This window comes from Modestobacter muralis (assembly GCF_010682105.1).
In the GTDB taxonomy this organism is placed as follows: domain Bacteria; phylum Actinomycetota; class Actinomycetes; order Mycobacteriales; family Geodermatophilaceae; genus Modestobacter; species Modestobacter muralis.
The window spans coordinates 393,308-413,944 of record NZ_JAAGWH010000013.1; the positions used below are offsets into that span (position 1 = coordinate 393,308).

Below are 20,637 nucleotides of genomic sequence, written 5' to 3' on the forward strand. Positions count from 1 at the left end.
GGGGGGACAGTCTCTGATCAGGTCACCTGATCACTGCTGCGTCCGGGCGGGGGTGTCCCTCAGGCGAGGGCGCGGCCCACGGCGACGGCGCGGGTGTCGGGCGCGGCGAGCCGGACGGCGTCGGCCGCCAGGTCGTCGCCGGCCTCCTGCGAGCGCCGCTCGGCGTCGACCCGGGCGCGGTAGCTGTCGACCTCGCTGGCGATGCGCGCGGCGTCCCAGCCGAGCACCCCGGCCACGGCACGGGCCACCGGCTCGGCCGACTCCACGCCGCGGTGCGGGGTCTCGATGGAGATCCGGGTGCGCCGGGCGAGCAGGTCGTCCAGGTGCAGGGCGCCCTCGTGTGCGGCCGCGTAGACCATCTCGACCATCAGGTACTCCTCGCCACCGGGCACCGGCTGGAGCAGCGACGGGTCGTCGGCGGCCAGGGCGAGCACCTCCGGGGTCAGCGAGCCGAACCGGTTGAGCAGGTGCTCGGCGGCGAAGCGCGGGATGCCCCAGCGCTCGCTGAGCGAGTCGAGGGAGTTGACCATCGCCTTGTAGCCCTCGGCGCCGACCAGCGGGATGTCCTCGGTGACGCTCGGCGGCACCCGGCGGGTGACGTCCTCGGCCACGGCGTCGACCGCGTCGGCGGCCATCGGGCGGTAGGTCGTGTACTTGCCGCCGGCGACGGCGATCACGCCGGGCATCGGCCGGGCGACGGCGTGCTCGCGGGAGAGCTGGCTGGTCGACTCCTCCTCGCCCGACAGCAGCGGGCGCAGCCCGGCGTAGACGCCGGTGATGTCGTCGTGCGTGATCGGCACCGAGAGCACCTCGTTGACGTGCTCGAGGATGTAGTCGATGTCGGCCCGGGACGCCGCCGGGTGCGCCTTGTCCAGCGACCAGTCGGTGTCGGTGGTGCCGATGATCCAGTGGCTGCCCCACGGGATCACGAACAGCACGGACTTCTCGGTGCGCAGGATCAGGCCGGCCTCGCCGTTGATCCGGTCGCGCGGGACGACGATGTGCACGCCCTTGCTGGCCCGCACGTGGAACCGGCCGCGGCCGCCGACCAGGGTCTGCAGGTCGTCGGTCCACACCCCGGTCGCGTTGACCACGACCTCGCTGCGGACGTCGACCTCCTGGCCGGTCTCCACGTCACGCACCCGGGCGCCGACGACGCGGCCGCCGGCGTGGGCGAAGGAGACGACCTCGGCGGAGTTCAGCACGGTCGCGCCGTAGGCGGCGGCGGTGCGGGCCACGGTGAGGGTGTGCCGGGCGTCGTCGGCCTGGGCGTCGTAGTAGCGCACCGCGCCGACGAACGCGTGCTCCTTGAGCGCGGGGAACATCCGGCGGGCGCCGGTGCGGGTCAGGTGCTTCTGCCCGGGCATGGGCTCCGACAGCGCGCCGAAGCGGGCCAGGCCGTCGTAGAGCGCCAGGCCGGCGGTGACGTAGGGCCGCTCCCAGCCGCGGTGGGTCAGCGGGTAGAGGAAGGGCACCGGCTTGACCAGGTGCGGTGCGATCCGGTTCACCGAGAGGTCGCGCTCGTGCAGCGCCTCGCGGACCAGGCCGAAGTCGAACTGCTCCAGGTAGCGCAGGCCACCGTGGAAGAGCTTGGAGGAGCGGGACGACGTGCCGCTGGCGAAGTCACGCGCCTCCACCATCGCCGTGCGCAGGCCGCGGGTGGCGGCGTCCAGCGCGACTCCGGCACCGGTCACCCCGCCACCGACGACGAGGACCTCGAACTCGCCCCGGGCCAGTTCGGCCCAGGCCTCGGCGCGCTGCTGCGGACCGAGCGGGGGGACAGCGGTCATGTGAGAGCTCCTCGTGCCGGGCCGGCGCACCTCGCTGTGGCCTCTGGCACCCCACGGTAGGTCGGTCGCGGCACCCGCGCCGAGGGCCGGCGTCCGACGATGTCGCACAGCCCGGCGGGCTCCGCTGCGCCCGGGAATGGCCTACGGTCGCGCCGTGCCCGGGAGCGTGCAGTCCATCGAGCGGGCGGCGGCCATCCTGCAGGTGGTGGCCGGGTCCGGCGGGACGCTCGGGGTCACCGACATCGCCGAGGCCGTCGGGCTGGCCAAGACCACCGCGCACAGCCTGCTGCGCACGCTGCTGCTGGTCGGCTTCGTGGAGCAGGACCCGGCGACCGGCCGCTACTCCCTGGGCACCGCACTGCTGCGGCTGGGCTCCTCCCTCGACACCAACGAGCTGCGCGCCCGGGCGTCGAACTGGGCCGACGCGCTGGCCGCCCGCAGCGGGCACGCCGTCCGGCTGGCCACCCTCTCCGGCGACGAGGTCGTCGTCGTCCACCACGTCTTCCGGCCCGACGACTCCGCCCAACTGCTCGAGGTCGGCACCGCGCTGCCGCCCAGCAGCGCGCTGGGCAAGGTGCTGCTCGCGCACAGCCACCCGCACACCGGCTCCCGGTCGGGCCCCCGGCCCCCTGCGGTCGCGGCGGAGCTTGGCGAGGTGCGCGCCCGCGGCTGGGCGGCCGACCGCGCCGAGGCCAACCCCGGGTTCGGCGGGATCGCCGCACCGGTGCGCGGCGCCGGCGGGCTGGTCGTGGCGGCCCTGGGCGTCAGCGGGACGCGCAGCGCGCTGTTCGACGCCGCCGGCGTCCCGCGCCCGCTGGTGCTGTCGATGGTCATCGATGCGGCGCACGCCGTCTCCCGCGAGCTGGGCGCCCCCGGTGCCTGAGCGGTACGTGCTCGCCGTCGACCAGGGGACGACGTCGACGCGGTCCCTGGTCTTCGACCGGGGCGGGCGGATGGTCGCCGTCCGGCAGCGGGAGCACCGGCAGTACTTCCCGCGCCCGGGCTGGGTCGAGCACGACCCGATGGAGATCTGGGCGAACACCCAGCGCACCGCCGCCCAGGTGCTCGCCGACGTCCCGGGCACCGGTGAGGTGATGGCGCTGGGCATCGCCAACCAGCGCGAGACGACCGTGGTGTGGGACCGGGACACCGGCCGGCCGGTGACCCGCGCGCTGGTCTGGCAGGACACCCGCACCGACGACCTGGTCACCGAGCTGGCTGCGCGGCAGGGGGCCGCGCTGGTGGCCGAGCGCAGCGGCATGGCGATCGCCGGCTACTTCTCCGGGCCCCGGTTGCGCTGGATCCTCGACCACGTCCCCCGCGCCCGGGAGCGGGCCGAACGCGGCCAGCTGCTGTTCGGCACGATGGAGACCTGGCTGATCTGGAACCTCACCGGCGGCCCGGACGGCGGGGTGCACGTCACCGACGTGACCAACGCCAGCCGCACGCTGCTGATGGACGTGCGCACCTGCCGCTGGGACCCCGACCTGCTCGCCTTCTTCGACGTCCCGGCCGCGATGCTGCCCGAGATCCGCCCGTCGGTCGGCGTCCTCGGGACGGCCACGGCGCTGTCCCCGGCGCTGCCGATCACCGGTGCGCTGGGCGACCAGCAGGCGGCCCTGTTCGGCCAGACCTGCTTCGCGCCGGGCGAGGCCAAGTGCACCTACGGGACGGGGAGCTTCCTGCTGCAGAACACCGGCACCGAGCTGGTGCGCACCCGCTCGGGGTCGATCAGCACGGTGGCCTACCAGCTGGCCGGCGAGCCGGTGCACTACGCGCTGGAGGGCTCGGTGGCGGTGGCCGGCGCCCTGGTGCAGTGGCTGCGCGACGGGCTGGGGCTCATCTCCTCGGCCGCGGAGGTCGAGACGCTGGCCCGCACCGTCAGCGACAACGGCGGCTGCTACGTCGTCCCGGCGTTCTCCGGGCTGCTGGCCCCGCACTGGCGGGGCGAGGCCCGTGGGCTGGTCGCCGGGCTCACCTCCTACGTCACCAAGGGGCACCTGGCCCGGGCGGCACTGGAGGCGACCGGCTGGCAGACCCGGGACGTCGTCCGGGCGATGGCGGCGGACTCCGGGCTGTCGCTGCCGGCGCTGCGGGTCGACGGCGGGATGACCACCAACAACCTGCTCATGCAGTTCGTCGCCGACGCCCTGGACACCCCGGTGGTGCGGCCGATGGTGGGGGAGACGGTCTCCCTGGGCGCCGCCTACGCCGCGGGGCTCGCCGTGGGGCTGTGGTCGGACGTCGAGGCGCTGCGGCGCAACTGGCACCGAGCGGCCCAGTGGTCGCCGTCCCCGGAGCGGGCGCGCGCCCTCACCGCCGAGTACCCGACGTGGGAGCGCGCGGTCCAGCTCAGCATCGCCTGGGGCGCTCCCTGACCTGGTACGACCATGTCGCACCAGGCGTGTTGTCCGGGTCACATCGGCACTCATACGGTCCGCACCACACCCGGTGACGGTGATCACCACACCGGGTGGGACATCCACGGCCCGCATCGGAGCGGGCCCGTTGTGAGGAGCGCCTACACGTGGACAGCGTCGGTCTGCTGACCGTCTTCGCCAGTGAAGTCACCGGTACCGCCATCTTGATCCTGCTCGGCGTGGGCGTGGTCGCCAACGTCCTGCTGGCCAAGTCCGGCGGCCTCGGCGGCGGCTACATCGTCATCATCTTCGGCTGGGGGCTCGCCGTCTTCGCCGGCGTCTACGCCGCGGCCACCTCGGGAGCCCATCTGAACCCGGCGGTGACCGTCGGGCTGTGGGCCAGCGGGGCCGACGAGTACGCACCGGGTGTACCGGTGACGTTCACCGCCACCCTGGTCTACTTCGCCGGCGAGCTGGTCGGCGCGATCCTGGGCGCCGTGCTCGCCTGGGCCGCCTACCGCAAGCACTACGACGCCGAGCCCGACCAGGGCACCATCCTCGGCACCTTCTCCACGGGCCCGGCGATCAAGAGCACCGTGGACAACCTGGTCACCGAGATCATCGGCACCTTCGTGCTGATCTACATCATCCTGCGGTTCGGTGACACCCCGGTCGCGCTCGGCCCGCTGGCCGTGGCGCTGCTCGTCGTCGGCATCGGCGCGAGCCTCGGCGGGCCCACCGGCTACGCCATCAACCCGGCCCGCGACCTCGGCCCGCGCATCGCGCACGCCCTGCTGCCCATCAAGGGCAAGGGCGGCAGCAACTGGGGCTACTCGTGGGTGCCGATCGTCGGCCCGCTCATCGGCGGCACGCTCGCCGGCCTGTTCTCCCACGTCTCCATCTGACCTCCCCCACCCGCTCCCTCACGGGCGAAAGTGGCCACTTTCGCCCTCCTCGACCAGGAGGAACTGTCATGCCGCAGTACGTAGCAGCGATCGACCAGGGCACCACGAGCACGCGGTGCATGCTCTTCGACCACGACGGCAAGGTCGTCGCGGTCGGGCAGAAGGAGCACGAGCAGATCTTCCCGCGGGCCGGCTGGGTCGAGCACGACGCGAAGGAGATCTGGGCCAACACCCGCGAGGTGGTCGGCCAGGCCCTCGCCCGGGGCAACGCCAGCAACTCCGACATCGTCGCCGTCGGCATCACCAACCAGCGCGAGACCACCGTGGTCTGGGACCGCACCACCGGCGAGCCCGTGTACAACGCGATCGTCTGGCAGGACACCCGCACCGGCAAGATCTGCGAGGAGCTGGGCGCCCTGGGTGGCGGTGCCGACCGCTACAAGGACAAGGTCGGCCTGCCGCTGGCCACCTACTTCGCCGGCCCGAAGGTGCGCTGGATCCTCGACAACGTCGAGGGCGCCCGGGCCAAGGCCGAGGCCGGTGACCTGCTCATGGGCACCATCGACTCCTGGCTGATCTGGAACATGACCGGCGGGGTCGACGGCGGCAAGCACCTCACCGACGTCTCCAACGCCTCCCGCACGATGCTGATGGACTACCGCACGCTCGCCTGGGACACCGAGATCGCCGCGGAGATGAAGATCCCGGTCTCGATGCTGCCGGAGATCCGGTCCAACTCCGAGGAGTACGGGGTCGGCCGCAAGTCCGGCTTCCTCGCCGGGGTGCCCATCGCGGGCTCCCTCGGTGACCAGCAGGCGGCCACCTTCGGCCAGGTCTGCTTCACCAAGGGCATGGCCAAGAACACCTACGGCACCGGCAACTTCATGCTGCTCAACACCGGCGAGGAGGCCGTCCCGTCGAAGAACGGGCTGCTCACCACGCTGTGCTACCAGCTCGGCGACGCCAAGCCGGTGTACGCCCTCGAGGGCTCGATCGCCGTCACCGGCTCACTGGTGCAGTGGGTGCGGGACAACCTCAAGATGATCTCCAGCGCCCCGGAGATCGAGACCCTGGCCCGTGAGGTCGAGGACAACGGCGGCTCCTACTTCGTGCCGGCGTTCTCCGGTCTGTTCGCCCCGCACTGGCGGGCCGACGCCCGCGGCGCCGTCGTGGGCCTGACCCGCTTCGTCAACCGCGGCCACCTGGCCCGCGCCGTCCTGGAGGCCACCGCCTACCAGACCCGCGAGGTGCTCGACGCGATGAACGCCGACTCCGGGGTCGACCTGACCGAGCTGCGGGTGGACGGCGGGATGGTCGGCAACGAGCTGCTCATGCAGTTCCAGGCCGACATCCTCGACGTCCCGGTCATCCGGCCGGAGATCGCCGAGACGACGGCGCTGGGCGCGGCCTACGCGGCCGGTCTGGCCGTCGGCTTCTGGTCCTCCCTGGACGAGCTGACCGCGAAGTGGGCCGAGGACAAGCGCTGGTCGCCGGCGATGCCGACCGAGGAGCGCGAGCGGCTCTACCGCAACTGGCAGAAGGCCGTCACCAAGTCCCTGGACTGGGTCGACGACGACGTCAGCTGACGTCGAGCCCTGACGAGAGGCCGGGTGCCGGCCCGCTGGAGGTGACTCCGGCGGGCCGGCACCTCCTCGTCCCCGGACGACGGCGTACGCCGGAGGGAGGGCTCCCCGATCGACCCCACGACCACCGTGGGCACTGGACGGACCATGCACGACCTCGACGAAGAGGATCGATCATGAAGGCTGCTCTCCCGAAGACCCTGTTCACGATGGCGGTGGCCGCGGGCCTGTCCGTCGCGGCACTGCCACTCGCCTCGGCCACCGACCCGGAGCCGACCACCGCTCCGGGCACCGTGTTCGGCACGGCCGCCGACGTCACCGGCCCGCTGCCGGTCACGGCCGACTCCCACCCGTTCGGCGCCGCGGACCGGACGGAGGTCCCCGAGGACCTGGCCGCGTCCGGTTACGTCGAGGAGGAGTTCCTGGCCAGCGGCACGTCGAACGTCTACAGCTGGCCGGCCGACGCACCGGCGGTCGTGCGCACCGCCGACGCCCCGTACACCACCCGCGTCCTGGTGCGCCGCCCCGCCGAGGGCGCGCAGTTCAGCGGCAACGTCGTGGTGGAGATGCTCAACCCCTCCAACCTGTTCGACCTCAACATCGGCTGGGCGGTGGCCAACCGCCAGCTGGTCGAGAACGGCGACGCGTGGGTCGGCATCACCGCCAAGCCCGTCGCGGTGGAGGCGCTGAAGAACTTCGACGCCGAGCGCTACGGCGCCCTCTCCTTCGCCAACCCGCTCCCGGAGTCCGATCCGGCCAACTGCTCGACGGTGGACGCCGATGCCGACCCGGCCACGCCGGAGGTGCCGCTGCCGGCGGACACCACGCGGGCCACCGAGAACGGCCTGATCTGGGACGTCTTCACCCAGGTCGGCAACTGGCTGCGGACGGACGACGCGAGCAACCCGCTCACCTACGGGGCGCCGGAGACCCAGGTGGAGCACGCCTACGGCTTCGGCTACTCCCAGACCGGCGGGTACCTGATCAACTACATGAAGGCGGTGCACCCCCTCGTCGTGGCGGCCCAGGGCGGCCCCACCTACGACGGCTACCTCCTCGGGGTGGCCGGCGGCGGGTTCGCCGGCGCCTACCCGATGAACCAGTGCGAGGCCGCCCCGCCGGTGGACGACCCGCGCCGGGACCTCTACGGGATCGGCGTCCCGGTGATCCAGCTGATGTCCCAGTCGGACTACCTGCGCGGCATCGGCTCCCGTCGTCCGGACAGCGACACCGCCCCGGACCGGTTCCGGCACTACGAGATGGCCGGCGCCGGCCACGCCACCCCCGACGAGCTGTACTTCTCGGCGTCGTCGGCGGACATCGTCGCGGCCGGCCGGGCCGTGCCCCCGGCGGCCTGTGACCAGGGTCCGCGCAGCCGCTTCCCCAGCTCGATCTTCTTCGACGCCGCGCTGCGCAACCTCGACCGCTGGGTCCGGGACGACGTCGCGCCGCCGCGGGCCGACCCGATCGTCGTGCGCAACGGCGAGCCGGTCCTCGACGAGTTCGGCAACGTGCAGGGCGGCCTGCGCTCGCCGTACCTCGACGTGCCGCGGAGCACCTGGTTCGGCTCCGCCACCGGCGCGTCGTTCTGTTACATCGCCGGCTACGAGGTGCCCTTCGACCAGGCCACCCTCGACCGCCTCTACCCCACGGCGGAGGACTACCTGGCGCCGGTCTGGGACAGCGTGCACGACCTGGAGGAGGCCGGGTTCCTGACCTCCTCCGACGCCCGGCGGCTCTTCGCTGAGGCGGAGGACGTGGCCGGCGAGTAGGCCCCGCTGGACGACCGCCCTCCCACCGCCCCGCCGGCGAGCCACGCCGGCGGGGCGGTGGGCGGTGGAAGGTGGCCCGCCGGCGGGAGGCCGTCGGGACGCCGGAGGAGCACGCCGCCCAGGTCGCCGCCGCGCCGGGGGTCACCCCGGTGGGCCGGTGGGCGCAGGTGCGCGCAGGACTGTCCTGGCGGGACCTGCTCCTCGCCGTTCTGTGCGGCCTGCTGACCCGGGTCCGGCAGCTCAGCCCTGCTGGCCGGCGGCGGCCCACTGCTGGACGACGCGCTGCCCGCTCAGCGACGCGGTGACGACCGGCAGGACGAGGGCGGCGATCACGAAGAACAGCAGGCCGATCGTCTCGTCGCCGTCCAGGGTGACCGTGGCGGCGAGCAGAGCCAGCAGCAGGACGGCGACCGCGGCCACGGATCCCCACAGCACCCAGGTGGCCCGGCGCCGGTTGAGCAGGGAGATGCCGCCGGCGAGCAGGACGCCACCGACCGGCAGGCCGAGCGCCAGCAGCCAGGTGGGCAGGTCGCCGTCGCCGGTCGACCCGGCGACCAGCATGCCCAGGCCACCGAGCGCGGTCAGGGTACCGGTCACGATGGCCAGTACAGCCGAGGCGGTGGCCAGCCCGGGGCGACCCGGACCGTGCGGCCACACACCCGGCTGCTGCCACCCCGGGCCGTACCCGGTGGGCCCCCAGGCCGGCGGCTGACCGTAGGGCCCCTGCCCGTGGGGAGCCCGCCCGTACGGCTGCCCGTACGGAGCGGGCGGGCCGTACGGGGGCTGCCCGTACGGCTGCTGGCCCGGCGGCTGCTGCCCGTCCTGCGGTCGGCCCTGCTCCCATGCGGTCACGGCCGGGAGTCTGCCAACGCCCGGCCGTGCCGCACAGCACGTCTCACCCCTTCAGGGCGGCGCTGACCACCTCGCGGGCCTCGACCTGCACCTGGGCCAGGTGCTCAGGACCCTTGAACGACTCGGCGTAGACCTTGTAGACGTCCTCGGTGCCCGACGGGCGGGCGGCGAACCAGGCGTTCTCGGTGGTGACCTTGAGCCCACCGATCGAGGCGTCGTTGCCCGGGGCCCGGGTGAGCTTCGCGGTGATCGGCTCGCCGGCCAGCTCGGTGGCGGTGACGGCGTCGGGGGAGAGCTTGCCGAGTGCGGCCTTCTGCTCCCGGGTGGCCGCTGCGTCGATCCGCGCGTAGGCCGACTCGCCGAACCGTTCCGTCAGTGACGAGTGCAGCTGCGAGGGCGAGCTCCCGGTGACCGCCTGGATCTCCGAGGCCAGCAGGGCGAGCAGGATGCCGTCCTTGTCCGTCGTCCACACCCCGCCGTCCCGGCGCAGGAAGGAGGCACCGGCCGACTCCTCGCCGCCGAAGCCGACCGACCCGTCGAGCAGGCCGGGCACGAACCACTTGAACCCGACGGGCACCTCGACCAGCGTCCGGCCCATGTCCGCCACGACCCGGTCGATGAGCGAGGAGGAGACCAGCGTCTTGCCGACGGCGGTGCCCGCGCCCCACTCCGGCCGGTGGGCGAACAGGTAGGAGATCGCGACGGCGAGGAAGTGGTTGGGGTTCATCAGCCCGCCGTCGGGGGTGACGATGCCGTGCCGGTCGGCGTCGGCGTCGTTGCCCGTGGCGATCTGGTAGTCGTCCTTGGCGCTGATCAGCGAGGCCATCGCGGACGGCGAGGAACAGTCCATCCGGATCTTGCCGTCCCAGTCCAGCGTCATGAAGCGCCAGGTCGGGTCGACCAGCGGGTTGACCACGGTGAGGTCGAGGCCGTGCCGCTCGGCGATGGCGCCCCAGTAGTCGACGCTCGCGCCACCGAGCGGGTCGGCGCCGATCCGGACGCCGGCGCTCTTGATCGCGGCCAGGTCCAGGACGTTGGGCAGGTCGTCGACGTAGGTGCCCATGAAGTCGTAGGCCTGCGCGGCGGCGCGGGCCCGGGCGAACGGGACGCGCTTGACGCCCTCGAGCCCGGTGGCCAGCAGCTCGTTGGCCCGGCGGGCGATCCAGCCGGTGGCGTCGGTGTCGGCGGGGCCGCCCGAGGGCGGGTTGTACTTGAAGCCGCCGTCGCGGGGCGGGTTGTGCGAGGGGGTGACGACGATGCCGTCGGCCAGCCCGGTGGTCTTGCCGCGGTTGGCGGTGAGGATCGCGTGGCTGACCGCCGGCGTGGGGGTGTACCGGTCGGCGGAGTCGACCAGCACGGTGACGTCGTTGGCGGCGAGCACCTCCAGGGCGCTGACCCAGGCCGGCTCGGACAGCCCGTGGGTGTCGCGGCCGATGAACAGCGGGCCGTCGTACCCCTGCTGGGCGCGGTACTCGCAGATGGCCTGGGTGGTGGCGAGGATGTGCGGCTCGTTGAACGCGCCGTCCAGCGAGGACCCCCGGTGGCCGGAGGTGCCGAAGACGACCTGCTGGGCGACGTCGGCCGGGTCCGGCTGCACCGCGTAGTACGCGGTCACCAGGTGCGGGACGTCGACCAGGTCGGAGGGCTGCGCGGTCTGTCCGGCGCGGTCGGAGCTCATGCCCCGATCTTCGCGCCGCAGGGCCGGTCCGCGCGACCCGGGTCACCCTCCCAGGCGAGCAGGCCGGGCGGTCAGGAGCTCCTGGGTCGCTTGTCGAAGGCGGCCCAGACCACCTTCGAGTCCGTGCCGTAGTGCACCCCGCGGGCCGAGGTCAGGTCGGCGACGACGTAGAGGCCGTAGCCGCCCTGCCCGGCGGGCCGGCCACCGGCGGGGGCGGGCCGACGTCCGGGGGCGCTGTCGGTGACCCGGACGACCCACCGGGTGCCCTCGTCACCGAGGTGCAGCCCGGCCGGGCGCGAGCCGTGACGCAGGGCGTTGGACGCCAGCTCGTCGATCACCAGGACCGCCTGGTCGACGACGTCCTCGTCGGACCCGGGACCCAGCGAGGACGTCAGGAACTCCCGCACCTGCCGGCGGACGCCGCTGAGCCCGCGCAGCGAGGTCAGCTCGACCTCGAGCCCGGCCTCCGCGGGTGCCGGGACCGGGTCACCGCCCCGCCACGTGGCACGGGCCTCGGTGTACCGCTCCGGCGTCCGACCGGGGGCACCGGCCGACGACCGGTCCAACCGGACCGCGACGAGCGCGACGTCGTCGGCCGCCCGGCCGTCCACCAGCTGGTCGATCACGCGGTCGCACAGCTCCTCCAGCGGCAGCGCGGCGGCAGCCGTGACGACCTCGCACAGCGCCGCCACGCCGGCGTCCAGGTCGCTGCCGGGCCGCTCGACCAGCCCGTCCGTGTAGAGCAGCAGGGTGGCGCCGTCCTCGAGGTCCAGCACGGTCTCCCCGCGGGTGCTGGTGGGGGTGACGCCGAGCATCAGGTGCCCGGGGGCCTGGGGGACGACGACGAGCCGGCCGGCCGCGTCGAGGACCACCGGGGGCGGGTGCCCGGCGCTGGCCCACCGCAGCCGGGTGCCGCCGGACGACGTCCACTCCAGCCGGCCCATGCCCACGGTGGCGTAGGTGGCCAGCCCGAGCTGGGTGATCGCGGTGTCCATCGTGTCGAGCACCGCCGCCGGGCCGGGACCGCCGGACACGGCGATGCCCCGCAGGAGGCTGCGCAGCTGGCCCATGGTGGCGGCCGCACCGGTGTCGTGGCCGACCACGTCGCCGATGACCAGGTCGACCGACCCGTCCGCCTGGTGGAAGGCGTCGTACCAGTCGCCACCGACCTGGGCGGTGCCGGTGGCCGGCAGGTAGCGCACCGCGATCTGCCCGTGATCGGGCTGCACGGGCTCGGTGAGCAGGCTGCGCTGCAGCTCCTCGGCCAGCTGGCGGCTGCGCTCGGCGGACCGGCGCTCGAGGGTCAGGGCCTGCAGGCGGTCCAGCGCCTGGGCGCACTGCGCGGCGAAGGCCTGCACCAGCTCCACCTCGGCGGCGGGGATGGCCCGGTCGACCCGCCAGCCGGCCAACAGCGAGCCGATCAGGCGGCCACCGGTGGTCAGCGGGACGGTGATCCAGGACCGCTGCCCGGACTGCTCGGAGGCCTCGCGCATCTCCGGGGACCAGGCCTCCGCCTCGGCCTGGGTCTCGTGGACCAGGGTCTCGCCGGTGCGCGCGGTCCACGCCGCCGGCAGCCGGCTGTCCAGGTCGATGGTGCCGAACCGCCGCTGCGCCCCGGTCCCCAGCGACGGGGTCATGGTCACGTGCACCACCCCGCGGTCGTCGTCCCGCAGCGCGATCGCGCCGCCGTCCGCACCGATCGCGCTCAGCCCCGCCCCGGCCAGGATGTCGGTGACGTCCTCGACGGTCTCCGCGTCCGCCAGCTGCAGCACGACCTGCGCCGTCGCGGCGAGCCGGCGAGCCGTCGCCTCCTGCGCCGCGAGGACGGCCCGCAGCTCCTGGCTCCGGGCGAACAGGTCGGCCTCCAGGACGTCCAGGCGCGCCCAGGTCCCCTCGGCCCGGTGCTCGGCGACCCGCTCGCGCTCGGCGAGGAAGTCCGACACGTCCTCGACCCGCTGCAGCACCAGCTGGGTCCGGCCTCCCTCGTCGGGCACCGGCGCGCTGATCAGCGACCAGGCACGGGGGACCGAGCGTCCCGTCTCGAGGTCGGTCACCTCGTAGCGGAACAGCGGCAGCTGGTCGGGCACGCCGGTGTCCCGGGCCCGCTCGAAGGACAGCTGCAGCGGGTTGTGGCCGTCGGCGTCCAGGCTCTCCGGCGCCGGCGGGAAGGCGTCGAAGACGTAGCGGCCGACCAGCTCCTCGCGCGTGCGGCCCAGCAGCTCGAGATAGGCCGGGTTCGCCTCGACGATGACCAGGTCCGGCGACATCACCAGGTAGGCGGTCGGCTGGGCGGTGAAGACCGCCGCGAAGTCCACCTCGACCGGCCGGTGCCTCGCGCCCGTCTCGTCCGTCACACGTCCCCCTGGCCCGGGCCCACCGCCAGGCGTGACGCCTGGTAGCCGACCGTGAGCGCACATCATCCCGCACGCGCCCCGCGCCCGCGCCGTCCTGTCGGCCGACCGCCGTAACCTGTCGGGGTGCTCGGGGACTGGCGGGACATGGTCACCGATTCGGCTCTCGCCGACGCGGTCGGCCCCGACGTGCTCGACCGTGCCCAGCGGTACGTGGCCCGCGCGGTGCTGGACGTCCGGGTCGCCGAGGACGCGCGGCGGGTCACCGGTCTGGTGCAGGGCGGCGCCGACGCCCCGTACCGGACGACGGTGGTGCGCACCGACGGCGGCCGGGTGGGCTGGGCCGGTGCGTGCACGTGCCCCGTGGGCGACGACTGCAAGCACGCCGTGGCGGTGTTGCTCTACCTGCGCCCGCAGGTCCAGCGCGCGCCGGGCGGCGCGCTGACCCGGCCCGGGCGCACCTGGGAGCAGGAGCTCGAGGAGCTGGTGACGGCCGCCGCCGAGCGGGTCCCGCGCACCGCCGTCCCGCTCGGGCTGCAGTTCGAGGCGGTCGAGCAGGAGCCCGGGCGGGGGCGGGCCTCGGTGGGCGCCCCGGGCACGCGGCAGCGGCTGGTGCGCCTGCGCCCGGTCACCCCCGGCCAGCGCGGCCAGTGGGTGCGCAGCGGGGTGTCCTGGAAGCAGCTGCAGTACGACAGCGTCCAGGCCGGCTGGGACTCCGGCCACCTGGCGGCCCTCCGGGCGCTCTACGCCACCCACCAGGCCGCGCGCGGGCAGTACTACTCCTACGCACCGGTCGACGTGTACCTGCACGAGTTCGGCCCGGGCCTGTGGCGGCTGCTGGCCGAGGCGGTGGCCGACGGCGTCACGCTGGTCACCGCCGACCGCCCACCCCGGCCGGTGGTGCTCGCCGCCGCGGACGCCGACGTCGCCGTCGACCTGCGCCAGGGCGAGGACCGCACCGAGCTGTCCGCGCTGCTGCGCGTCGACGGCCGGCCGGTCGACCCGCAGCAGCTGTCCTTCCTCGGCGTCCCGCCGCACGGGGTCACCGTCGACGGCCCCCGCCGCGACCAGGCGGCCGAGGGCGCCCCGGGGCTGGTGCTGGCCCGGCTGGACTCCCCGGTGCCGCCGGCGCTGGCCGGGCTGGTGGCCCGCGGCGGGTCGATCGGCATCCCCGCCGCCGACGTCGACCGCTTCCTCCGCGACTGGTACCCGGGCCTGGCCCAGACCGTGCCGGTGGTCTCCGTCGACGGCTCGGTCGACCTGCCCGACGTCGTCCCGCCCCGGCTGGCCGTCGACGCCCGTCACCCCGGCGACGGCACCGTCTGCGTCTCCTGGGAGGTGCGGTACGGCCCCGACCGGTCGCACCCGCCGGGTTCCCCGTCCACCCCCGGCGACGGGCGCGACCCGGCCGCCGAGCTGGCCCTGGTCGAGGCGCTGCCCGGTCCGGTGGGCGGCCTGCCCGAGCTCTGGACGACGGAGCGCGAGCTGGCCGCGCGAGTCGAGCTGGCCGGCGTGGAGGCGCTGGAGTTCACCACCGAGGTGCTGCCCGCGCTGCGCGCCGACCCCGGCGTCGACGTGACGGTGGAGGGCACGCCGCCGGACTACCGGCAGAACACCTCCGCCCCGCAGATCAGCTTCACCGCGCGCGACACCCGGGAGTCCGACTGGTTCGACCTGGGGGTCAGCGTCTCCGTCGACGGCCAGAGCGTGCCGTTCGAGACGCTCTACAAGGCCCTCGCCGCCGGCCGCACCCGGCTGGTGCTGATCAGCGGCACGCACTTCTCCCTGATGCGCCCGGAGTTCGAGCAGCTGCGGCTGCTGATCGAGGAGGCCCGCGAGCTGCGCGACGTCCCCGGCGACGGCGTCCAGGTCAGCCGCTACGCCGTGGGGCTGTGGGAGCAGCTGATGGGCCTGGGGGTGGTGGAGGCGCAGAGCGAGCGCTGGACGCAGGACGTGCGCGGGCTCCTCGACGCCGAGGACGCCACCCCGCCGCCGGTCCCGGCCGGGCTGGCTGCGGAGCTGCGGCCCTACCAGCACGAGGGTTACGGCTGGCTGTCCTTCCTCTGGGACCACCGCCTCGGCGGGGTGCTCGCCGACGACATGGGGCTGGGCAAGACCCTGCAGACCCTGGCGCTGCTCGTGCGGGCGCACGAGGCCGGCGAGCTGGACGACGCCCCGGTGCTGGTGGTGGCCCCGACCAGCGTGATGTCCACCTGGTCGCGGGAGGCGGCCCGGTTCGCCCCCGGGCTGCGGGTGGTGACCATCGCGGAGACCGAGCGCCGCACCGGCCGGACGCTGGCCCAGGAGGTGGCCGGGGCGCACGTGGTGATCACCTCGTACGCGCTGTTCCGGATCGACGCGGAGTCCTGGACCGGGCTGCCGTGGCGGGCGCTGGTGCTCGACGAGGCCCAGTTCGTGAAGAACCACCAGTCGCGCACCTACCAGTGCGCGCGGCAGCTCACCGCGCCGGTGAAGTTCGCGCTCACCGGCACGCCGCTGGAGAACAGCGTGATGGACCTGTGGGCGCTGACCTCGATCGTCGCGCCCGGGCTGTTCCCCGACCCGTCCCGGTTCACCGAGTTCTACCGGCTGCCGATCGAGCGGGACGGCGACGCGGAGAAGCTGGCTCTGCTGCGCAGGCGGATCCGGCCGCTGGTGCGCCGGCGCACGAAGGAGATGGTCGCCGCCGACCTGCCGCCCAAGCAGGAGCAGGTGCTGGAGGTGGTGCTCAACCCCGAGCACGAGAAGCTCTACCAGACCCACCTGCAGCGGGAGCGGAGCAAGGTCCTCGGCCTGGTCGAGGACATGTCGCGGAACCGGATGACCATCTTCCGGTCGCTGACCCTGCTGCGGCAGCTGAGCCTGGACCCGGTGCTCATCGACCCGGCCTACTCCGACGTGCGGTCCAGCAAGGCCGACGCCTTCCTCGACCACCTGCGCGAGGTCGTCGCCGAGGGCCACCGGGTGCTGGTGTTCAGCCAGTTCACCCGCTTCCTGCGCAGCATCCGCGACCGGCTGACCGCCGAGGGCATCGACTGGGTCTACCTCGACGGCACCACCCGCGACCGGGACGCCGCCGTCCAGGACTTCCGCACCGGGACGGCGCCGGTGTTCCTGATCAGCCTCAAGGCCGGCGGGTTCGGGCTGACGCTCACCGAGGCCGACTACGTGTTCGTGCTCGACCCGTGGTGGAACCCGGCGGCCGAGGCCCAGGCCGTCGACCGGGCGCACCGGATCGGCCAGGACAAGACGGTGATCGTCTACCGGCTGGTGGCCGTCGGCACGATCGAGGAGAAGGTCATGGAGCTCAAGGCCCGCAAGCAGGCGCTGTTCTCCCGGGTCGTGGACGACGGCGCGCTGGCCTCCGGTGCGCTCACCGCCGACGACGTCCGCGGCCTGTTCAGCTGAGCTGCCTCACCCCACCCGCGGCTGGCCCCGGTAGGTGCCGAAGCTCCACAGGTTGCCCTCCGGGTCACGGGCGGTGAACTCCCGGGAGCCGTAGTCGGTGTCGTTCAGCGGCTGGACCACCTCGGCCCCGCCGGCCACGGCTCGGTCGTGGACCCCGTCCGGGTCGTCGGTGACGACGTAGCAGCCGGTGCTGCCCGGCGCCACCGTCCAGATGCTGCCCTCGCGGACGGAGCCGAGCATCACGCCACCGCCCGCCGGCCAGGCCAGCTCGGCGTGCACGACGTCGCCGCCGCCGTCGGGCTGGTCGCCCCAGACGACCACCTCCTCGAACCTGAAGGCGTCGACGAGGAAGCGGATCAGGGCACGAGCGTCCCGGGCGCGCAGCGTCGGCCAGACGGTGGGCGGGGGAGCGGCTGCAGAGGTCGTCATGTCCGCAGCCTGGCCTCGGCGCCCGCGCTGCGGGACCCCTTCCTGCGCCGGCTCCGCAACGGTGGCCCTGCGGCCACGGGCTGGAGGGCAGGCCGTCGTCCGCACGAGGAGCCGGCTGGCCTGACGTCGAGCCGTGCCGTGGCACGGCCGGACGTCGGGTGGACCGGCTCAGCGGTCCCAGGCCCGCCCGGGGGTCAGCTGAAGCCGGAGGTGGAGCTGAGCACGACACCGAAGAGGAGGATCACGGCCAGGATGCCGATGCCGACCCAGCCGAGCACGATGCCCGCGGTCGCCATGCCCCCGCCGGCCTCGCCACGCTCGCGGATCTGCCGCTTGGCGACGTAGCCGAAGACCAGCGCCAGGACGCTGCCGATCCAGTAGATCCAGAGGATCCCGAGCACCATCGAGGCGATGGCCATCCCGTTGGTGCGCTGCGGCGGCGGGTAGCCGTACCCGTACGGCGGCGGGCCGTAGGGCTGGACGTGGGGCTGCTGGCCGGGGAGCTGCGGCGGCTGTCCGTACGGCGTGGCCTGCCCGTACGGCTGGGCGGTCGCGCCGTGGGACGGGGATGCCTGCCCGTACGGCGCGGCGGCCTCCCCGTACGGCTGGGCGGTCTGCCCGTAGGGCTGGGGCTGCTGCCCGTACGGCTGCGGTTCCTGACCGTGGAGCGGCTTGTCGAACGGCTCCGTCGGGTGCCGCCTCGCCGCGTCGTCGTCCTGGCTCATCTGCTCGTCCCCCGCGCTCGGGTGCCGCCCCGGCGGGTCGGACCACTGTGGTCCGGACTGTAGGAGCCCGCGGGACCACCGACCACCCGCCACGCTCCGAAGGGTGAGCGCCGCCCAGCCGGGTCGACCCGCGCCGGGCAGGGGAGAGCCGCGTACGCACGCGGCTCTCCCCTGCCTCGCGCGGGTCCACCCGCGGGGGACGGGCTCAGCGGTCGACGCGGGCCGCGGTCCGGCGGACGGCGAGGCCCTGCAGCAGCAGGCTCGCGGCCAGCACGGCCCCGACGCCCTCCCCGGCACGCAGCCGCAGGTCCAGCAGCGGCTCGCAGCCCAACGCCTGCAGCACCAGGTCGTGCCCGCGCTCCCGGCTGCGCTGCCCGGCGACCAGGCTCGCCTGCACCGCGGGCTCCAGCTGGACGGCGGCCAGTGCGGCCAGCGACGCGGCGAACCCGTCGACGACGACCACCGCCCGCACCTCCGCCGCCCCCAGGGCCACCCCGGCGAGCACGGCCAGCTCCGGACCGCCGAGCTGGGCAAGCGCGGTCAGCGGGTCGGGAACCACGCCGGCCCGGGCGACGGCGGCGGTGACCACCGCGGCCTTGCGGGCCAGCATCGCCGAGTCCGCGCCCGAACCGAGGCCCACCACGGCCGCTGGTTCCACGTGCAACAACGCACAGGCGAGTGCGGCGGCCACGGTCGTGTTGGCGACGCCGACCTCACCGAGGGCCACCAGTCCGCTGGCACCGGCCTCCCTCCCCAGGGCGCGGCCGGCCTCGACCAGGGCCGTGGTGTCCTCGGCGGTCATCGCGGGGGAGCCGACCAGGTCCCCGCGCGGGCCGGCCGGGCGCGCGCCGACCGCGCCGGGCACCGGTCCGCCGGCCACCCCGGCGTCCACCACGACCGCCGTCAGCCCGGCGCCGCGGGCAGTGGTGACCCCGACCGCCGTCCCGGCGACGGCGGCCTCGGTGACGTCCCGGGTGACCCGGGGGTCGAAGGCGGAGACACCGTGGACGGTGACCGGGTGGTCGGCGGCGGCCAGCACCAGCACGCCGCCGGTGACCCCGCCCCGGCCCAGGGCGACGGCCCGGTCGACGGCGGCGTCGAGAACGCCGAGCGAGCCCGGCGGGGTGAGCAGCCGGTCCCCGCCGTCCCGGGCGGCGACGACGTCGGGCTGGTCGGGGCCGCGCAGTGCCGACGGCGGGGGAGCCGCACCGGCCCAGCGGTCGGTCATGAGGACGTCGGCCAGCGGCAGGCGCTGCGACCAGCCGGCCCGCTCGAGGCCGGGTGCGGGCGGGCGCTCGTCGGGCCAGCCCAGGCACAACCAGCCCAGCGTCTCCACGCCGTCGGGCAGGCCGAGCAGCTCCGCCAGGTCGGCGGGGCGGAACAGCGTCACCCAGCCCAGGCCGAGGCCCTCGGCGCGGGCGGCCAGCCACAGGTTCTGGATGGCGGCGGCGCAGCTCCACAGGTCGGCGTCGGGGTAGGTGGCCCGGCCGAGCACCCCCGCGGCCGGGGCGCGGCGGTCGCAGCAGACGACGACGCCGAGCGGGGCGTCGCGGACGCCCTCCAGCTTCAGGTCGAGCAGCCGGCGGGCGGCGTCGGGCTCCAGCTGGGCGGCCTGGCGCAGCCGCTCGCGGTCGGTGAGGACGGCGGCGCGGTCACGCACATTGGGGTCGGTGACCACGACGAAGCGCCACGGCTGGCTGTGCCCGACGCTGGGGGCGGTGTGCGCGGCGGTGAGCACCCGCTCCAGGACGTCGGCCGGCACCGGGTCGGGGCGGTAGCGGCGGACGTCGCGGCGGGCGGCGAGCACCCGGTGCAGGGCGTCCCGGTCGGCCGGGTCGAACGCCCAGCCGGTCGGGTCCGCCGCCCGCTCCGAGGCCGCCGTCGGGTCACCGATCAGCGGTACCGGCCGCGGGTGCACGCTCACGTCTCGACCTGCTGCAGGAACCGCCGGAGCGTCTCGACGAACACCTCGGGCTGCTCCGAGTGCACCCAGTGCCCGGCGTGCTTCACCCGCACCAGCCGCACGAGCGGGAAGAGCCCGGCCATCCGCGGGCGGTCGGTGTCGAGCACGTAGTGCGAGTTCGCCCCGGCGATCCACAGCACCGGCCCGTCGAAGTGAGCGCCGGCCGGGGGCTCAGGAAAACCCCGCAACGTGGCCAGGTCACGGCCCAGGACGTCGAGGTCCAGCCGCCAGCGCCAGCCCCCGCCCTCCCGGACGAGTGACTGCAGCAGGAAGGACCGGACCATCGTGCTCGGGACGGCGGGCCGCAACGCGGCGTCGGCGTCCTCGCGGGTGGCCAGCGCGCCGAGGTCGATCGCCTTCATCGCGGCGATGAAGGCGGCGAAGGGGGAGGCCTCCTCGGACGGGTCCTCGGTGCGCCCGCCGGTCTCGGGGTACTCGACCGGGGCGATGTCGACGACCACCAGGGCGCGCAGCAGGTCCGGGGTGCGCAGCGCGAGCTGCATGGCCACCTTGCCGCCCATCGAGTGCCCGACCAGCGTGACCGGCTCGCCGAGCGCCGCGAGCTCGGCGGCGACCAGGTCGGCCATGTCCAGGTAGTCGACCCGTTCGGTCCACGGCGAGTGCCCGTGGTGGGGGAGGTCGAGCAGGGTGACGCGGTGGCCGTCCTCGGCCAGCTGCCGGGCGATCGTCGTCCAGTTGCGGCCCTGGCCGAACAGCCCGTGCACGAACACCACCCGCGGCCCGGTGTCGCCGAGGGTGCGGGCGGCCAGCCGGACGGGATCGGTCATGCCCCCATCCCATCAGACGCCGCAGACCCGATG

At 74.5% G+C, this 20,637-nt stretch carries 14 protein-coding genes; 6 read left to right on the forward strand and 8 right to left on the reverse strand.

The window, feature by feature from the left end; genetic code table 11:
• Positions 1-59 precede the first annotated feature (59 nt).
• Positions 60-1,790 (reverse strand): glycerol-3-phosphate dehydrogenase/oxidase, encoded by a 1,731-nt coding sequence (locus GCU67_RS06040; RefSeq protein WP_163610146.1) that lies wholly within the window; start codon positions 1,788-1,790, stop codon positions 60-62.
• 154 nt (positions 1,791-1,944) lie between these two features.
• On the opposite strand from GCU67_RS06040, the gene GCU67_RS06045 reads away from it, so the two are divergent.
• The 5 genes from GCU67_RS06045 to GCU67_RS06065 all read left to right on the forward strand — a co-directional run bounded on the left by GCU67_RS06045 (position 1,945) and on the right by GCU67_RS06065 (position 8,410).
• Positions 1,945-2,673 carry an IclR family transcriptional regulator domain-containing protein gene (locus GCU67_RS06045; protein WP_163610147.1) on the forward strand — a complete coding sequence of 243 codons (729 nt, stop codon included), beginning with the start codon at positions 1,945-1,947 and terminating at the stop codon, positions 2,671-2,673.
• Positions 2,666-4,168, forward strand: a complete 1,503-nt coding sequence (gene glpK / locus GCU67_RS06050) for a glycerol kinase GlpK (RefSeq protein WP_163610148.1) — start codon at positions 2,666-2,668, stop codon at positions 4,166-4,168. Before GCU67_RS06045 ends, glpK (GCU67_RS06050) begins: the two co-directional genes overlap by 8 nt.
• A 149-nt stretch (positions 4,169-4,317) precedes the next feature.
• On the forward strand, positions 4,318-5,055 hold the full coding sequence (locus GCU67_RS06055) for an MIP/aquaporin family protein (RefSeq protein ID WP_338104808.1): 738 nt from the start codon (positions 4,318-4,320) through the stop codon (positions 5,053-5,055).
• 68 nt (positions 5,056-5,123) lie between these two features.
• On the forward strand, positions 5,124-6,641 hold the full coding sequence (gene glpK, locus GCU67_RS06060) for a glycerol kinase GlpK (RefSeq protein ID WP_163610149.1): 1,518 nt from the start codon (positions 5,124-5,126) through the stop codon (positions 6,639-6,641).
• A gap of 173 nt (positions 6,642-6,814) precedes the next feature.
• On the forward strand, positions 6,815-8,410 hold the full coding sequence (locus tag GCU67_RS06065) for an alpha/beta hydrolase domain-containing protein (protein ID WP_163610150.1): 1,596 nt from the start codon (positions 6,815-6,817) through the stop codon (positions 8,408-8,410).
• Between the two features lie 240 nt (positions 8,411-8,650).
• Here GCU67_RS06065 and GCU67_RS06070 read toward each other — a convergent pair whose 3' ends face one another.
• From GCU67_RS06070 to GCU67_RS06080, 3 genes are all read right to left on the reverse strand, one after another.
• Positions 8,651-9,007: a hypothetical protein gene (locus tag GCU67_RS06070; protein ID WP_163610151.1), complete on the reverse strand. Its 357-nt coding sequence runs from the start codon at positions 9,005-9,007 to the stop codon at positions 8,651-8,653.
• A 298-nt stretch (positions 9,008-9,305) separates the two neighbouring features.
• A complete protein-coding gene (gene pgm / locus GCU67_RS06075; RefSeq protein WP_163610152.1) occupies positions 9,306-10,940 on the reverse strand; it encodes a phosphoglucomutase (alpha-D-glucose-1,6-bisphosphate-dependent) in 1,635 nt (544 codons plus the stop codon).
• A gap of 71 nt (positions 10,941-11,011) precedes the next feature.
• Positions 11,012-13,294, reverse strand: coding sequence for a SpoIIE family protein phosphatase (locus GCU67_RS06080; RefSeq protein ID WP_163610153.1), 2,283 nt, complete (start codon positions 13,292-13,294; stop codon positions 11,012-11,014).
• A gap of 144 nt (positions 13,295-13,438) precedes the next feature.
• On the opposite strand from GCU67_RS06080, the gene GCU67_RS06085 reads away from it, so the two are divergent.
• On the forward strand, positions 13,439-16,699 hold the full coding sequence (locus GCU67_RS06085; RefSeq protein ID WP_211660788.1) for a DEAD/DEAH box helicase: 3,261 nt from the start codon (positions 13,439-13,441) through the stop codon (positions 16,697-16,699).
• Between the two features lie 6 nt (positions 16,700-16,705).
• Here the strand turns inward: GCU67_RS06085 and GCU67_RS06090 are convergent, their stop codons facing one another.
• The 4 genes from GCU67_RS06090 to GCU67_RS06105 form a co-directional block, all read right to left on the reverse strand.
• Positions 16,706-17,128: a VOC family protein gene (locus GCU67_RS06090; RefSeq protein ID WP_163610155.1), complete on the reverse strand. Its 423-nt coding sequence runs from the start codon at positions 17,126-17,128 to the stop codon at positions 16,706-16,708.
• Positions 17,129-17,322: 194 nt separating this feature from the next.
• Entirely contained in the window at positions 17,323-17,853 is a 531-nt protein-coding gene (locus tag GCU67_RS06095) for a DUF4190 domain-containing protein (RefSeq protein WP_163610156.1), read from the reverse strand.
• A gap of 205 nt (positions 17,854-18,058) precedes the next feature.
• Positions 18,059-19,777 (reverse strand): 5,6-dimethylbenzimidazole synthase, encoded by a 1,719-nt coding sequence (gene bluB / locus GCU67_RS06100; protein ID WP_163610157.1) that lies wholly within the window; start codon positions 19,775-19,777, stop codon positions 18,059-18,061.
• The gene (locus tag GCU67_RS06105) at positions 19,774-20,604 is read right to left on the reverse strand and encodes an alpha/beta fold hydrolase (protein ID WP_163610158.1); all 831 of its coding nucleotides are present in this window, start codon (positions 20,602-20,604) and stop codon (positions 19,774-19,776) included. Before GCU67_RS06105 ends, bluB begins: the two co-directional genes overlap by 4 nt.
• Positions 20,605-20,637 lie beyond the last annotated feature (33 nt).

Bases quoted from the DNA above. Each gene is read 5' to 3' on its own strand.
- GCU67_RS06085 (WP_211660788.1), top strand. From the start codon at position 13,439: ATGGTCACCGATTCGGCTCTCGCCGACGCGGTCGGCCCCGACGTGCTC.
- GCU67_RS06095 (WP_163610156.1), bottom strand. From the start codon at position 17,853: ATGAGCCAGGACGACGACGCGGCGAGGCGGCACCCGACGGAGCCGTTC.
- pgm (WP_163610152.1), bottom strand. From the start codon at position 10,940: ATGAGCTCCGACCGCGCCGGACAGACCGCGCAGCCCTCCGACCTGGTC.
- GCU67_RS06090 (WP_163610155.1), bottom strand. From the start codon at position 17,128: ATGACGACCTCTGCAGCCGCTCCCCCGCCCACCGTCTGGCCGACGCTG.
- GCU67_RS06040 (WP_163610146.1), bottom strand. From the start codon at position 1,790: ATGACCGCTGTCCCCCCGCTCGGTCCGCAGCAGCGCGCCGAGGCCTGG.
- GCU67_RS06105 (WP_163610158.1), bottom strand. From the start codon at position 20,604: ATGACCGATCCCGTCCGGCTGGCCGCCCGCACCCTCGGCGACACCGGG.
- GCU67_RS06065 (WP_163610150.1), top strand. From the start codon at position 6,815: ATGAAGGCTGCTCTCCCGAAGACCCTGTTCACGATGGCGGTGGCCGCG.
- glpK (WP_163610149.1), top strand. From the start codon at position 5,124: ATGCCGCAGTACGTAGCAGCGATCGACCAGGGCACCACGAGCACGCGG.